Source organism: Bradyrhizobium sp. PMVTL-01 (genome assembly GCF_051861855.1).
Lineage (GTDB): Bacteria > Pseudomonadota > Alphaproteobacteria > Rhizobiales > Xanthobacteraceae > Bradyrhizobium.
Genome location: NZ_CP193983.1, coordinates 341,536 through 356,215, shown reverse-complemented (window position 1 = coordinate 356,215; position 14,680 = coordinate 341,536). Strand labels below are relative to the sequence as shown.

Sequence of the window (14,680 nt, the reverse complement as noted above, 5' to 3'; positions counted from 1 at the left end):
TCGACATGCCGACGGTATCCTTTTTGCCCATGTGATGGGCACTTCGGTCTTCGGGAAGAACGCCTTTGAGCTAACTCAAAGAGCGAACGGCCGCTCCGAGCCGCCCTCGGTTGACTTGCGTCAAGCGCCAGCTTGATCCGAAGCACTATCTTGGCGTCGAATGCCAACCGCAGGAGGACGACATGCGAAGCTGGATCCTTGTTTCGGCGACGCTGCTTACAGTTGCGAGCGCCCCTTCCTTCGCGCAATCCGCCGCTGATCATCAGGCCCATCATCCCGATCAGAAGGAGGCGCCGGCAGCCAAGCCCGTGGCGCCCCCCGAAGCTCCAAGCGGAATGGGTAGCACTACCGGCAAAATGGGTGGCGGAATGATGGACATGATGGGCGGCAAGATGCCCATGATGGACATGGCGAAGATGATGGAGATGATGCGGCAGTCCGGAGAGGGGACGGGCGGCATGGAGATCATCGATCATGTCGAGGGTCGGATCGCGTTCCTCCGCACCGAGCTCAAGATCACCGACGCACAGCAATCCGCCTGGAGCGCCTTCGCCGATGCGCTGCGGACCAACGCAAAGACCTTGGGAGAGCTGCGCGGCTCGATGATGTCGCAACAGGGCGCCGCTCCGGGCCCGGTCGAAAGGCTCGCGTTCCAGGAGAAATGGCTGGCGGCGCGCCTCGAAGGCACCCGCGCGATGAAATCGGCGCTCACGAACCTGGTCGCGACCTTCTCAGACGAGCAGAAGACCGCGGACGAACTGATCGCGCCGCAGATGGGCATGATGCCGATGATGTCCGCGATGCGTGGTGGCGGCACGACGGGGATGGGAATGCAGCCCGGCAAGCCGATGCAATAACCTCGGTCGGCGAACAAAGGAAGCAAGCGAGGCCTACAGCCCGCCGCGGTTGATTTGTGTCAACAGTGATGGCAACGGCGCCGCTAAGCTCCCGACAGCGATAGGAGCGTGCCGATGTCGGTGCAGGACCATCCCGCGTATCGAGAACGCCCTCAGCAGGGCATGTCCACGAAATCCAGAGCCGGCCTGGTTCTGATCGGATTCCTGATCATCGCCGGCGCGCTCTTGTTCACGGAGCACAGGGCGCATGTGCTTGGGCTTCTGGTCTGGCTACCGCTGCTCGCTTGTCCGCTCATGCACTTCTTCATGCACGGCGGACACGGTCACCATCACGGCGGAGGCCGGCCGAGCGATCCAAGGAGCGTGTGATGCACGACACCGCGCCCGCCTACGGCCTCTGGAGCCTCGTCGTCGTCAATTCGGCCGTCTTCATCCTGTTCGCCTACAGCTTCTTCAAGCCGCAGACCTCCCGCGACTGGCGCTCCTTCGGTGCCTTCAGCGCGTTCCTGGTGGCGTTGTTCGTCGAGACCACCCGCAGTACGTTGGCTTCATCCTGGTGATGTTCGGCTTCCTGCTGCAGTGGCCGACGATCCTCACGCCTCCCTCTCCGCCATAATAAAATAGCGTCGAGAAAGCCCCGAAAAATCAGGTCTTACTGCACGCCAGAGGCCTCTGGTGTAGCCCCAGGGTGTAGCCCCTAGGGTGGTTCCAATTTGGGCCCGATGGCCAAAGGCAACGTGCGCAAGTGCGCAGACGCTGCGATGAACGACTCGTCCAACCGAGAAGCCGCGGGACAGCCAACGAGCGCCAGCGTTCTGTCGATCTCTTCGAAAAGGATACTCAGCGCCTTTGACGCTCCAGCCTCGCCGCTTGCAGCCAATCCGTAGAGCACGGACCGTCCGAGCAGCACCGCCTTGGCGCCTAAAGCAACGGCTTTGACGATATCGGAGCCACGGCGCACGCCGCCGTCGACCAGCACGGGCCCGAGATGGCGGACCTGGGGCAGAATCTCCATGGGTGAAACAGCGTCATCGAGCTGTCGTCCGCCATGGTTCGATATCACCACCGCCTCGGCGCCGATCGCGAAGCAGCGCGCGATGTCTTCCGGACTGCACACGCCTTTGACCAGCAGGCGTCGCGGCCAGAGATCGCGAAGACGGGCAAGATCATCCCAATCGAAGCTTGCGTCCATCTCGCGCCGCAAGAGAGCATTTTGTGCTTCCAGACTGTTTGCATCGTCAGCGGCCAAATTTGCGAGCATTGGCGTGCCATTCATGAGGAGCCTGGCTGTCCATCGCGGATGAGTGAGAGCGTTGAGGATCGTGCGGACCGAATAGCGGAATGGGATCTGAAACCCGTTGCGGAGGTCTCGCTCGCGCTTTCCATTGACGGGTACGTCGACGGTCAGGATCAGAGCTGCATAGCCCGCATTTGCTGCGCGATCGACGAGTCGTTCAGCGAGCTGCCGATGGACGACGTAGAGCTGGAACCAGAGCTCGCCACCGACCTTTGCGACGGCCTCCAGCCGCTCGTTTGAGGCCGTCGAGAGGGCGAACGGAACGCCCGCTTGCCTGGCAGCTCTTGCGAGCGCGGTGTCTCCGTTCGGCCAGATGGCGCCGTTCAGACCAGTTGGACCGACGACGAGAGGTGCAGCGATCCTGGTGCCCAGCAGATCGACATCCGTTGTTCTCCTGCTGACGTCCCGCAGGCGGTGAGGTAGCAGTTTTATTCTGCTGAACGCCGCGACGTTTTCCGAAATCGTCCGCTCGTCCTCTGCGCCACCTTCGAGGTAGTCGAACAACATCCTCGGGAGGCGGCGCTGGGCCATGCGCCTCAAATCCCATATGGAAACCGGCGTCGTCATCGTCAGACTCATCTAATGAGACGACGAGTTTGGAAGCGCCGCGCGCGTGGGGGATCTCGGATCACTGAGGTCCTCGTCACGTTTTCGCGCCGGGATGTGGCGACCGACGACGGCGAGTGAGAGGGTGAGACCGATCATGGCGATGCCCAGCATCAGGAGATAGCCGTCCTTTCCGCCGACCGTGATCACAGTTGCACCGGCAAAGGCACTGAGGATTGCGCCAAGCCGACCAAAGGCGAGGGCGGACGCCGTGCCCGTGGCCCGGACTGAGGTCGGGTAGACATAGGCGCACACGGCATACATGGTCGACTGCACCGCATTGGCAAAGAAGCCCTGCACACCGAACCCCGCTATCAGAATGCTTGCCTCCAGCGCGATGTTCACGCCGGTCAGGTAAAGCGCGGTGGCGGCGCCGAGGAAACTGCACAGCAGGAGGGGCCAACGAGAACCGTACCGGGTGATGGCCATGGCGCATGTCAATGCGCCGAGCACGCCTCCGAAGTTGTAGGCAGTGAAACCGGACCCCGCGATCGCGACGGCCAGCCCTTCGGACGTCAGCATCGTCGGTAGCCAGGTGAAGGCGCTATAGACGGCAAGCAGGTTGAGAAAGAAGGCGCACCAGAGCGCGATCGTGTCGCGGGCCCGGCCCTTCTCGAACAACGCAAGGAATCCCTCGCGTTTCTCGATTCTTTGCTCGCTCAAATCTGTGAAGATAATATCGGCTGTGACCGGACGCGACATGCGTCCGACGAGCTGGCGCAGCTCGGCCCAATGCGCTGGCCGGCGCACGAGAAAACGCGGCGTTTCCGGGAGAATGAAGAGCAGAGCGAAGCCCAACAGTACGGCCAGAGCTCCACCAAGGAAGAACAGGGCCCTCCAACCGAGGTTCGGCAGGACGACGCTGGCGAACAGGCCGGCGAGCATCCCTCCGAGCGGGACACAGACGATGGTCGCCGTGATGGCGAGCGTCCGCCGCCGTGCGGGTGTAAATTCCGCGGCAACGGTAGTGGAGCTTGGCAAGGCTCCGCCAATGCCGAGCCCCGCAATAAATCGCAGCGTGCCGATCTGCCAGAGGTTGGCTGCAAAGCCGATGCAGAAGGTTGCCAGCCCGAACACCATCACGCTGACGATCACGGCGCCGCGTCGTCCGAACCGGTCAGCGAGGAGGCCGGCGAAGGCGCTTCCTATCCCCATCCCGACCAGCCCGGCCGCAAGTGCGGGAGCAAAGTCACCGCGGGTAACGCCCCACTCCTTGATGAGAACGGGGACAGCGAAGCCAATCAGCTGCCCGTCGAACCCGTCCATGATGATCGAAAGAGCGGCGATGAAGACGACCACCCTTTGCAAGACGGTCCAGGGGCCATCATCAAGGAACTGGCCAATGTCCAACGAGGGATATGCGCCGTCGCAGCTGCTGCTCACCTCTCCGGAAAGGCGAGTAGTATCGGAGCCGATTGCCGCGATGTGCGGAGTGGACAAGGGGCCCATGGGGTACGTCTCTGTCACAACTTCCCTCCCTGTTGCTTTGCATCGATGTGTTGGATCACCGTGACGTCCGATCGGCCTTCAAAGGACCGAACAAGGGTCCGTTCGCGGGGGAGCCGAGAATGGCGGTCCCATGGCGCTGTAGCTGCGGATCTGACATCCTGCGCTCCCTCTGGATGAGCTTCCCCGTGCCTCCCCAGCAATGTTGAGGAGGCGACGTCACTTCATTGGAGATTGAGATCGGGCTCGGGCCTTGTCAGAACGGATAATGTCGTTCGCTTGTCTGGATGGTCATCCAACGGGTATCTGTGAACTCCGCGATTCCAGACTTGCCGCCAAATCGTCCGTACCCGCTGTCCTTGACGCCTCCGAACGGCATCTGGGCCTCATCATGCACGGTAGGACCATTGATGTGGCAGATCCCGGATTGAATGCGCGAGGCGACGCGCATGCCTCTCGACGTATCCCTGGTGAACACAGCGGACGACAAGCCGTAGGCATTGTCGTTTGCGCAGGCGATCGCGGCGTCCTCGCCCTTGACCCGAACGATCGGCTTGATCGGTCCGAAGGACTCCTCGCTGTAGATACGCATAGCGGATGTGACGTGGTCGATCAGCGTGGCCGGCATCAGTGTGGTTTCAGCTTTCCCGCCGCAAAGCAGCTTCGCACCTTTCGCGAGCGCGTCATCGATGAGCTCGTTGCAGCGCTTGACGGTGGTCATGTCGACGACGGAGCCGAGAACGACGGGGCCCTTTCTCGGGTCGCCAAGCGGCAGCTTGGACGCCTTCTCGGCGAGACGGCGCACAAACTCGTCTGCGATGGTCTCGTCAACAATGATCCGCTCGGTCGACATGCAGATCTGTCCCGAATTCGCAAAAGCACCAAACGCCGCTGCGTTCACGGCGGCGTCGATGTCGGCATCATCAAGAACCACGAGCGGCGCCTTGCCTCCGAGTTCGAGGACCGCCGGCTTGAGGTACTTCGCGCATGTGGCGGCGATGATCCGACGCGGGTCGATCCCGTGAAATTGACCCGGCGCACGGCGGGATGTGCGATCATCGCTTCGACGACGGGCCCTGCGTCCGATGGAGCGTTGGTGACGTAGTTGACGACGCCCCTGGGAAAGCCGGCCTCTTTGAAGATCAGCCCGTGGGTTGCGGGGCACAGCTCGGATCCCTTCAAAACGACGGTGTTTCCGCAAGCCAGCGGAAGCGCGATAGCTCGCACGCCGAGGATCACAGGCGCATTCCAGGGCGCCATGCCCAAGACCACCCCGGCGGGTTGCCGCACCGCCATTGCGAAGCTGCCGGGCACATCAGAGGGAATGATCTCGCCGCTGCTCTGCGTTGTCATGGCCGCGGCTTCGAGCAGCATGCCGGCGGCGAGATGGACGTTGAACCCGGCCCAGATCCCAGAGCCGCCCGTCTCTGCAGCGATGGACGCGGCAAATGCAGCGGCCTTGGCTTCGAGCGCGTGCGCTGCCTTGGTCAGAAGGGCGCGGCGCTCCGAGGGACCTGTGGCAGACCAACTCGGGAAGGCTGCTGCGGCTGCTTCGACAGCTGCAACCGGATCGTGCGCAGTGGCTGCCGGTGCTCGCGTTGCAATCTGCCCATCGAGCGGATTGAGGCGCTCGAACGCGGCGTTAACGGTGGCAGCTCGCTGCTCGCCCGCGATCAACATCGAAATCATGTTCATATTCACTCCCTGGGTTCTGTTCTATTTCTGCAGGTCTCTGTCCTCGACCTCGACTTCGATCAGTGTTGGTCGCTCGGACGAAAATGCCTTGGCCAAAGCGTCGTGGAGGCCCTTGGCGTTCCCGACATGGACTGCAGAGCAGCCAAGGCCCCGCGCAATCGAGACGAAATCGAGCCCGGGAAGGTCGGTGCCTTGGACGTGCTCTTGCGAACTGAAGCCGAACACGGGCGCGAAGTCCTGTAGCGTGGCGTAACGCCCGTTCTTGAAAATGACGAAGGTGACGGGCAGACTAAGTTGTGCGGCGCTCCAGATGGCCTGGATCGAGTAGAGGCTCGAGCCGTCGCCCATCAGGGCAATCACACGGCGGCCGGGCTTTGCGAGGGCCACGCCGACAGCCGCCGGCATGCCGTACCCGAGGCCGCCGCTGTCCATCGTGTAAAAGGCTTCACTCTGCGTGATAAGCAGGTGCGCCTGCGTCATCGGCCTGGCACCCGGCGCTTCCTCAACGATGATCCCAGCGGTGGGCTTCATGTCCGCAATGGTTTGCATCACGAAGGCCGTTGAGAGCGGTGCCGTCGCCTCCACGCGCCGCGCGATGGTGCGAGCAGGAGGAGTAGCGCGTGTCGGTGGCGTCGCACGTGCAAGAAGCTCCAGGAGGCCGAGCCGCACGCCCCCGATCGCAGCCATTCCCTCCGGCGTCCATGCGGCCGTCTGGGGATCGTCCGTCAACTGAAAGAGCTCGGCTCCGTGTGGCAGATGCGGACCGAACCCCTCAACATGATACGAGAACGCCGGCGCGCCGATAGCGAAGACAAGATCGTGTCCGTCGAGCAGGTGGACGATCTTCTCGCGGATCGCCGGCAGGAACCCCGCGAACAATCGGTGGTCCTCGGGGAAGCTGCAGCGGCCGGACATCGGCGCAGTGAAGACTCGCGCATTGTGCGCTTCGGCGAGCTGGCGGACCTCGTTGAAGGCCCCGTCGCGATCAACTGCCGCTCCGACGACGAAGGCCGGCAGCTTGGAGCGATCGAGGGCGTTTCCGATCTGCTCGAGAATGGCTGGATCGGGGCGGACCTGCTGGCTGACCACGCGTGCCGGCAGATACTCGGCGGGCCGATCCCAATCGTCCACGGGCACAGAAACCAGGACCGGGCCGCATGGCTGGGTCATGGCAATGTAGTAGGCGCGCGCGATCGCGTGCGGCACGTCCTCGGCACGTGCCGGCTCGATGCTCCATTTCACATAGGGCTTCGGAAGCTCGGTAGCTTCTCTGGAAGCGAGAAACGGATCGAATGGCAGGATGGAGCGGGCCTGTTGTCCACCGTGCGGTTCTTGAACGCGGTGAAGATGTTTCCCATCGCATTGCCGACGCCGGCGGCCGAATGCAGGTTAACGAAGGCTGCGTTGCGCGTCGCCTGCGCAAAACCGTCGGCCATGCCAACGACGACCGCCTCCTGAAGTCCGAGAACGTAGCGGAAATCGTCGGGGAAATTGCGGAACAACGGCAATTCCGTCGATCCCGGGTTGGCGAAGACGGACGTCATGTTGAGACGACGCAGCAGAGCGATGACGGCATCGCGCACGGTCGGCGCGGTCACGCGTCGTTGCTCGAACGTATCCGTCCCAATGGCCATGTCCGTTCCCATCCCGGTTTTTCTGTCGCGCGAACACTAGGGGAGGGACGCCGTTGCAAAGAATTGAAAAAAAGGACAAAAGCCAGGAAGCAATTTTCTTGCCATCATAGGCACAGGCGGAGCACCGACAAAGGAATTAATTCAGGACGCAAGTACCTTGCGGGATTGTACGAGTAACGACTGCGGTCGAAGCCCGCCGGTCATGCCGCTCGAAACCGCGCGTTAAGCTTTAGCGTCGATAGTGAGTTGGCGCGGAAATAGTCATGCGTACCGCGCTCTGAGACCCACAGAACCCGGTCCCGGTTTGGCCGCCGGGCGGGGCCCCCATCTTGTGTATCGGCGGCGAGAGCGCAGATCAGACCGCCGCTTCGCTCCTCAATGGTTTCCAGGGCGCGGATATCAAGTTTAACGTGCGAGTCTAGTTGCGACTTGCGCGCCAGCGGCTAAGGTTGGCCCCATCCGGGCAATTGCCCACGATCCGGGCCGCCCAGCCGGAGCACGCGCATGACCGTCATCGCGGCGACGATCGGGACCTACATGCTTTTCAGCTTGGTTTTCACCCCGCTTTTTACGTGGGCCTTTTTCCGCAGCGAGCGCAACCATGGGGCGGCCACTGAGGGCGAAGGGAAGGTCCTAAAGTTTTTCGCAGACACTCCGCAATCGTCCGGAGGTGACAGCGCGGAGTCGAGACAGTGAAAGGCCTCATTAGCCGGACTGATGCGAGCCTGGTTTGATGGGATGCGACGGATCGGCGATTCGGACGCCAGTCCCTTGATAAAAAACGGTCCCGGCTGTGGCGTCTGGGGGCCCTGCCGGGGCCGTTGGAGGTCCTTGGCCTCTCTTAGGGGACGTCTGGCGAACGTAGATGAATTCGACCGCTAAATCGGTTCGCTTTCTTACTTTGGACCCGATGGCACGGTCCGCGCCCCCATTCTGCGTAGACTCGTAAGAGCGGCGCCAGCCGGTACGACCGTTGCGGCAAATCCGCCGCCGTTGCTCGGCACCCTGCGTGTAAATACGCAGGCTGCCCGCCGTGCGCCATCGCGACACCTCCCGGCATGCAACTGTTTAACAATCCGTTAACCATTGCTTAGTCATGATCCTGCTCGTGAGTGTGTGTTCGCGACGAGCTCGAACTGCATGGCGCAGCGTAGTTCCACAGCACCGGTTGGTGGGGATGAGGACGTCCTAAGCTTTCCCTCACCGCTAGCACCAGACAAGGGAGCAACCGCCCTCGATCTGGTATATCAAGCGGCCGATGTCTTCCGCGGTATGGAGGAGCGCGCCCGCGAGATCGAAGCCCGTGCCCAGTCGCTTTGCACGAGTGCGCTGGAAAGATTGCGGCTTGCGGAAGCGCGAGCGGAGGCCGCCGAGCGGGCACAGCGTGAACTGATCGTCACTGCCGAACGCAAGATGCAACATGCGTGCCGTGCGCTGGAACAAGCCCAATCCTGTATTGAAGTGCAGAAGGACAAGTTGACGGCCGCGGAGCTTCGTGCCGAAGTTGCCGAAGCCGAAACGCGACAAGCCAAGGAAGCGCTCGCGCTCGTCGAAGAGGCCATTCGCAAGCGTCTGCTTTGCGCAAACCCGCATGCCGATGGCAGGATGGCAGCGGTAGCCTGATCGATTGGGACTGCAATGGCTTACCGCGAGGTAGGCCGCCGCAGGGCGAACTCACCCGCGCTGTCAGCTTAGTGGTACCCGCCGCCCTTTGCATTGAAATCGGGCGGGATGCGGTCAACCAAACAGGGGCCGGTGCAGGCTTATTATTCCTGACGGGACCACCGCGCCGCGTGACCGCGCGCGCCAATTCAAATGAGAGAGCCAAACGATAACTAACTATTAACCACGTTGGGCTATCTGGAGAATTGGGCATTCGGGGCGCGTGTGCTGGCTTCGGGCCAGCCGGTAGCGTAGGCGTGGACCCATGACCCTTGACCCGGACGAGCTCGTCACCCTGACAGATCACGGCTCGATGAAGCTGCGCGCGGCAGTATTGCGCGCGATGATGTTGCTACCCAAGGAACGCAAGCGGACGACTATCGTCCGTGAGGGTGACCCGGCGATCCTGTATTTTGAGCAGATCAAAGACCTTGCGGCGCGGTGGAACGAACCGCCAATCGACTGACCAGTCAGTCGGTTTGACGTTGCTCGCTAATCCGCCAGTGCCCGATAGACTGATGCCCTGCCGATCTTAAGGGCTTTGGCAAGGGCCGATGCCATCCGCCCTCATTTGTTTGATCTTGGCGGTGTCTATGCTCGCGCGCGCGCCGCCTTACGACCCTTGTAGACGCCGCGCGTCTTCGCGCTGGCTATTCCTTCAAGCTGACGTTCTCGCCTCAAGTTCGTTTCAAATTCCGCGAACACCCCGCCGCGTGCGGATTGATCAGGCGCTGGCAATCGCCGGCAGGGCTAGGATCAGGCGGCGTATTGCGGCACCGAGTGATGCCGCTCTGGGGCTGGCGCGAGCTGAGGCCTTCTGTGTCAGCGTCACGTTGTCGAGGCGTGAGGCTGCTACACCTGACACCGCCATAGTTCCACGAAATAGGACACTCGGTCATTCGTCGAAGAACTAGGGGTTGAGGTCCCCGTTGGTAAAGGCTCTTAGGTCTTCCGGCCTAAAAAGGTCTCGTTCCCCGCGGGTCACTTCAAATTCCTCCGGGTATGGTCAGTCAAATTCCTCCACCCGCGAGGCAGGACATGGTGATTGTTAGTTTGCCTTTGTTTCCCGGGCAAGAGTTTCAGCGGCCTCTTTGAGCCGATAGCTGCGTCCGTCGAACTCAAGCAGATGGCAATGATGCATCAGGCGATCGAGGATCGTCGTGCTCATGGTGTTGTCCCCCAGGTATGTCCCCCAGTCCTGCACGACGCGATTGGAGGTAACGATGACGCTGCGGCGCAGTTTGTAGCGCTGATGGATCAGGGTCTGCAGCAATGCGCCGGCGTCGTCAGGGATGGCGCGTGCGAGGAACAGATCGTCCAGCACGAGGAGATCGCAGTCGATGATGGTTCGCAGCCGGACCTCGCGTTGTGCCGGGGAGTTCATGGCGTAGCGGTGGAAGAAGTCGTCGGTCTCAAGATACTGGACCTTGTGGCTTTGCAGGATCGCCTGATAGGCAATCGCCTTGGCGATGTAGGACTTCCCGGTGCCAGGTTTGCCGACAAGCAGCGCGTTTTCGCCGGCGGCAATGAACGCCAGGGTGTGGAGCTGGAAGCAAGTCTGGCGCGGCAATCTGGGATTGAAGGTCCAGTCGAACTCGGCGAGCGTCAGTTTTTCGTCGAGCCCGGATTGCTGGTATCGTCGCTCGATAAGGCGGGACTGACGACGGTCCAGTTCGTCCTGCAGGATCAGGGAGAAGGTCTCGAGGAATGGCTGGTTGGCGCCCTGCGCCTGCAGCACGCGCGTCTGCAGCGTGTCGCGAACGCCCGACAGGCGCAGCTGTCGCAGGCAACGCTCAATTTCCGGCATGGTCATCATGTGGTTTGGTCTCCAGTGTGAGGTGAGAAGCCGCGGGAGCGCTCGTGGCGCCGGAGCTGGCCGGGGTTGCGCAGGCGCCACGAGCGCGGGTTGCAGGGGTGCGGTCGCCGTGAGCCTCGGCCTGCCGGCCATTGTCGCCGGCATCGTGCCGCACGGCACGGCTGAAGAGATCGCCGTATTCGGCTGGAGCGCGGATCAGCGGATGATCCTGGGTGAGCGACGATGCCGGCTGTGGCGTCGCTCCAACCTGCGCGATCGCCTGTTCGAACAACCGCTCGACGGTCGCACGCACGTGCTTGTAGCGGTAGATGCGGTTCTCGACGGCGTGCGCGCAGGCTTGCTCGACCAGCCGTGCCGGATACTTCCGGCCCAGCCCGACAATGCCCCACATCGCGCGCTGTCCGGGGCGCCCCTCGGTGTCGAACACTTGCTGGCACAGCGCCCTGGTCTGCGGCCCGATGCGCTCGGCGCTCGCCAGCAGCACGGCGGTTTGCCGCGACGGATTGAACGGCCGTTCGCTGGTCGGCAGGACGACAGAACCGGAGTGCGTCATCCGGGGATGAACACGCAGCAGCGCATGGGTGTGGCGATCACGGATCTCGATCGTGGAGGCGTAGATCCGCACCACGACCTGACTGCCGATGGGCGCAGGCCGCGCGGCGTAATAGCTGCTATCAACACGCACGGTGGTATCGTCGCAGACGGTCCGAACGACCTCGGTGAAGATGCGGAAGGCAGCCACTGGCAACGGCCGCAGGTGTGGCTTCTCCTCCTGGAACATCGCCTCGACCTGACGACGCGTGCTACCGTGGATGCGCTTGGAGGCCCAATTCTCCTCCCAGTTCCTCAAGAACTCGTTCTGGGCTTCCAGTGTCTCGAAGCGCCGTCCGGCCAGCGCGGTGCCCTGGGTATGTTGAATCGCACTCTCGACGCATCCTTTCCGATTGGGATCGGCCACACGCGCGGGATCGGCGACCACGGCGTAATGAGCCAGCATCGCGCTGTAAATCGGGTTGAGCTCGGGCTCGTACAAATCCGGCTTGAGGACGCCTTCCTTCAGATTGTCGAGCACGACATAGCTGGGGACCCCGCCAAAATACCGGAACGCCTCTTCGTGGAGCTGCGCCCAGACGTGTTGGCTGGACTTCCAGACCACCCGCCGGAAGCTGCGCCGCGAGTAGCGCAGCGTCATCACGAACAGGCGGGGACGGCGGTACCGGCCGCTCCTGGGATCAATCGTCAGAGCGCCCTCGCCATAGTCGACCTGGGCCTCCTCGCCGGGCAGGAACTCAAGTCGATCAAACTGCTCGGGATCGCTGTGTCGCAACGTGCGCACAAACCGCTTGACGCTCTGGTAGCTGGACGGAAAGCCAAAATGATCGACAAGGTCCTGGTAAATCGCCTGCGCATTCCGCTTCAGGCGGACCTGTTCTTCGATCCACGTCCGATGCGGTTCGCAAGCCGAACGGGCCAGGCTGCTGGTGACCGTCGCTCCTGATGCCCCAGAAGCCGGTGGTCGGGGTGGAGGAATTTGGCCGTCCACGCTCACCGGGCCGGTGGTCGCTTCCCCGGGGGAATTTGCCTCCGCACCGGCCCGCAGCGCCCGGTAACGCCGGATCGTCTTGCGATCGATCCCCGTCAGCCTGTGGATCTCGCGCTGGCTGGCGTTGCGATCGAGTAGCGTAAATACCGTGCTTTGCAGGTGTGGCTTCAAGACGTTCAACTCCCTGGCCCCTTGCTGGCTAAAGGGACCGAAAATAAACGTCCTGCCTGACCGGCTACCGCTGTTCAGCGGCGCTGACGGTGAACATCAGGTGGGGGAGTTTCAAGTGACCATACCCGGGGGATTTTGACCGACCCACGGGGCGTTCGCGTTCCCGTATTTGATGAGAGATTCAAGCTGATCCGCGAGCACCTTGAAGTGCTCCGCCATCCTTCCGAACGTGTCGCGCTTCAGAGAATTGGTAGCAGGGTCGGATTAATTCGCATTCGGCGATTTGGGCGCGCAATTTTTCTAAGTGCGCCTGTACGTCTTTCATCAGACGCCTCCCGCTGTGGTTCGGGCGGGAGCGCAACCGGTCTCAGGCACAGATATTAGCCACGATCCGGACGGTGATGTTTGTAGGTTGAGCCTCCGGAGCTTGGCAGTCAATCGAATTAGGACCCCCAAAGTTATTTAGGGCACGCCCAAATTTAACATGGGTTAGTTACGGACAGCACCTGCCATGCTTGCGGCAGGCTATGCGCTCTTTGACATACGCGCCGGCTGGAGGGGCTTTGAGGGCGGAGAGACGGCCCCGACTCGCAGGGGGCTAGGGGGGTATCGGCCGGGGCCGCTCCGCCGGCTCGTGCGGCGAGCCAGCCGATGACAATAGCCAGCCGGTTTCCCTAGTTCCTATTTGACCAGACCTTCGCCCGGCGGCAGCAGCCTCACAGGTGCCGCCAGGGTTGCCAGTGGCGCCTGTCGAAGCCGGCCCGAACACCGGAGTAAGCGTTGATAGGGAAGTCAGCTCTTCGGCAAGGCGATGCTCGATGAAGTGGCGCTCGACATCCGACAGTCGTGTTTGGAGCAAACGGCGATATCGCGCGATGTTGTTTTCGTGCGCGCGCTGGCGAGCCAATTTCACGTCGATCATATCGCCGCAAGCGCTCGTTTTCATCGCTTCCCCCAACACAAAGCTGGACTGAAGGGCGCGGTAAACATTCCCGAGGGGTGCTTCGCGCTCCGCCACGACACGATCCGGCCATGTTACTTGCAGCATCCAGCGCCCGCAGACACTCAGAGGGAGTGCCTCTTTCGAGCAATTGTCAGTCCCTGCAGCCAGACGTAAAATGCCGCGTCCCTTCGGACTTAGGCCCCCCTGCTTCAGAGCCCGAAGGATGAAGCGGCCCCGCCATATGTTGATGCGTTGGTGGGGCCGCTGCCGGGGGACTTCAGAGCTCAAGTCAGCCGCGCTCTATCGCAAGCTTGATGCCGGCCCTGAATTCGGCGCCCGTCGCCTTGCAGCCGTTCTGCGAGAGAAAGGGCGCGTTGATCTTCTCGATGTGGATGCGGCCGTCCTGGATGAGTTTCGATCTTGAGGCCAGGTATTAAGATAGAAAACGCGACTGTCTGGGGACGGCTGCCCGTAGTGCTCCGACCACCAGTGGTGCCGGTACACAAGCGATAGAAAGGCCTCAGCTGGGGCTGGCGCGAGCTGAGGCCTTCTGTGTCAGCGTCACGTTGTCGAGGCGTGAGGCTGCTACCCGCGCCATCTCGCACGCATAGTTCCAGGAAATTAGGACACCGGGTACGTCTATTTAGGATACTGAGGGTCAAATTCGGGCATTTTTGAAAGCAAAAACCACCGCCCGCTTAAATTGAGCGCGGGCGGCGGGTTTTCAGCCCCGGGTGGGAATCAGCAATTCCCCGGTAATGATTAGTCGGCACAACCCATGACAAGGTTCATGCAGGTTCATCGATCATCCCATAGCCATCGGCGGCTTACCGCTGTCAAAATTCGGTCGGACATCAGCACCGCGTCTGCCGCAAGACTCGCAGATGAACCGTGACTCGATATCCGATAAGCGTACATCATCAGCCCATCGATCGGCGCTCAAGGCAATGCTGTGGCCGCAACGGTAGTCGGCGCAAAACACGACGATGCCGCGGAAGCCCATCTGGCGC

At 61.9% G+C, this 14,680-nt stretch carries 9 protein-coding genes and 4 pseudogenes; 6 read left to right on the top strand and 7 right to left on the bottom strand.

All coding sequences use genetic code 11. The features are described 5' to 3' along the window. The first annotated feature begins 182 nt into the window (after positions 1-182). The 3 genes and pseudogenes from ACRQ5Q_RS42555 to ACRQ5Q_RS42545 all read left to right on the top strand — a co-directional run. Positions 183-857 (top strand): Spy/CpxP family protein refolding chaperone, encoded by a 675-nt coding sequence (locus ACRQ5Q_RS42555; RefSeq protein ID WP_439400251.1) that lies wholly within the window; start codon positions 183-185, stop codon positions 855-857. 114 nt (positions 858-971) lie between these two features. Then, positions 972-1,226 carry a DUF2933 domain-containing protein gene (locus ACRQ5Q_RS42550; RefSeq protein ID WP_439400250.1) on the top strand — a complete coding sequence of 85 codons (255 nt, stop codon included), beginning with the start codon at positions 972-974 and terminating at the stop codon, positions 1,224-1,226. Then, positions 1,226-1,455 (top strand): annotated as a pseudogene (locus ACRQ5Q_RS42545) (hypothetical protein); the annotation flags it as partial. The gene ACRQ5Q_RS42550 and the pseudogene ACRQ5Q_RS42545, both read left to right, overlap by 1 nt. A gap of 99 nt (positions 1,456-1,554) precedes the next feature. Here ACRQ5Q_RS42545 and ACRQ5Q_RS42540 read toward each other — a convergent pair. From ACRQ5Q_RS42540 to mdlC, 4 genes and pseudogenes are all read right to left on the bottom strand, one after another. Further along, the gene (locus ACRQ5Q_RS42540; protein WP_439400249.1) at positions 1,555-2,721 is read right to left on the bottom strand and encodes an alpha-hydroxy-acid oxidizing protein; all 1,167 of its coding nucleotides are present in this window, start codon (positions 2,719-2,721) and stop codon (positions 1,555-1,557) included. Between the two features lie 12 nt (positions 2,722-2,733). After that, positions 2,734-4,200 (bottom strand): MFS transporter, encoded by a 1,467-nt coding sequence (locus tag ACRQ5Q_RS42535; RefSeq protein WP_439400523.1) that lies wholly within the window; start codon positions 4,198-4,200, stop codon positions 2,734-2,736. A 262-nt stretch (positions 4,201-4,462) separates the two neighbouring features. Beyond that, positions 4,463-5,901 (bottom strand): annotated as a pseudogene (locus ACRQ5Q_RS42530) (aldehyde dehydrogenase). Positions 5,902-5,922: 21 nt separating this feature from the next. Beyond that, positions 5,923-7,535: pseudogene (gene mdlC, locus ACRQ5Q_RS42525) on the bottom strand (benzoylformate decarboxylase). A gap of 504 nt (positions 7,536-8,039) precedes the next feature. Here mdlC and ACRQ5Q_RS42520 point away from each other — a divergent pair. From ACRQ5Q_RS42520 to ACRQ5Q_RS42510, 3 genes are all read left to right on the top strand, one after another. Further along, positions 8,040-8,231 (top strand): hypothetical protein, encoded by a 192-nt coding sequence (locus ACRQ5Q_RS42520; protein ID WP_439400248.1) that lies wholly within the window; start codon positions 8,040-8,042, stop codon positions 8,229-8,231. A 444-nt stretch (positions 8,232-8,675) separates the two neighbouring features. After that, positions 8,676-9,158 carry a hypothetical protein gene (locus tag ACRQ5Q_RS42515; RefSeq protein ID WP_439400247.1) on the top strand — a complete coding sequence of 161 codons (483 nt, stop codon included), beginning with the start codon at positions 8,676-8,678 and terminating at the stop codon, positions 9,156-9,158. Positions 9,159-9,462: 304 nt separating this feature from the next. After that, positions 9,463-9,663 carry a hypothetical protein gene (locus ACRQ5Q_RS42510; protein WP_439400246.1) on the top strand — a complete coding sequence of 67 codons (201 nt, stop codon included), beginning with the start codon at positions 9,463-9,465 and terminating at the stop codon, positions 9,661-9,663. A gap of 26 nt (positions 9,664-9,689) precedes the next feature. Here the strand turns inward: ACRQ5Q_RS42510 and ACRQ5Q_RS42505 are convergent. The 3 genes and pseudogenes from ACRQ5Q_RS42505 to istA all read right to left on the bottom strand — a co-directional run. Further along, positions 9,690-9,932, bottom strand: a pseudogene (locus ACRQ5Q_RS42505) (hypothetical protein); the annotation flags it as partial. Between the two features lie 313 nt (positions 9,933-10,245). Further along, on the bottom strand, positions 10,246-11,013 hold the full coding sequence (gene istB, locus ACRQ5Q_RS42500) for an IS21-like element IS1631 family helper ATPase IstB (protein ID WP_271608671.1): 768 nt from the start codon (positions 11,011-11,013) through the stop codon (positions 10,246-10,248). Further along, positions 10,991-12,772: an IS21 family transposase gene (gene istA / locus ACRQ5Q_RS42495; RefSeq protein ID WP_439399826.1), complete on the bottom strand. Its 1,782-nt coding sequence runs from the start codon at positions 12,770-12,772 to the stop codon at positions 10,991-10,993. The genes istB and istA overlap by 23 nt, the downstream gene beginning before the upstream one ends. Positions 12,773-14,680 lie beyond the last annotated feature (1,908 nt).

Bases quoted from the DNA above. Each gene is read 5' to 3' on its own strand.
- ACRQ5Q_RS42515 (WP_439400247.1), top strand. From the start codon at position 8,676: ATGGCGCAGCGTAGTTCCACAGCACCGGTTGGTGGGGATGAGGACGTC.
- ACRQ5Q_RS42555 (WP_439400251.1), top strand. From the start codon at position 183: ATGCGAAGCTGGATCCTTGTTTCGGCGACGCTGCTTACAGTTGCGAGC.
- ACRQ5Q_RS42540 (WP_439400249.1), bottom strand. From the start codon at position 2,721: ATGACGACGCCGGTTTCCATATGGGATTTGAGGCGCATGGCCCAGCGC.
- ACRQ5Q_RS42550 (WP_439400250.1), top strand. From the start codon at position 972: ATGTCGGTGCAGGACCATCCCGCGTATCGAGAACGCCCTCAGCAGGGC.
- istB (WP_271608671.1), bottom strand. From the start codon at position 11,013: ATGATGACCATGCCGGAAATTGAGCGTTGCCTGCGACAGCTGCGCCTG.
- ACRQ5Q_RS42510 (WP_439400246.1), top strand. From the start codon at position 9,463: ATGACCCTTGACCCGGACGAGCTCGTCACCCTGACAGATCACGGCTCG.
- ACRQ5Q_RS42520 (WP_439400248.1), top strand. From the start codon at position 8,040: ATGACCGTCATCGCGGCGACGATCGGGACCTACATGCTTTTCAGCTTG.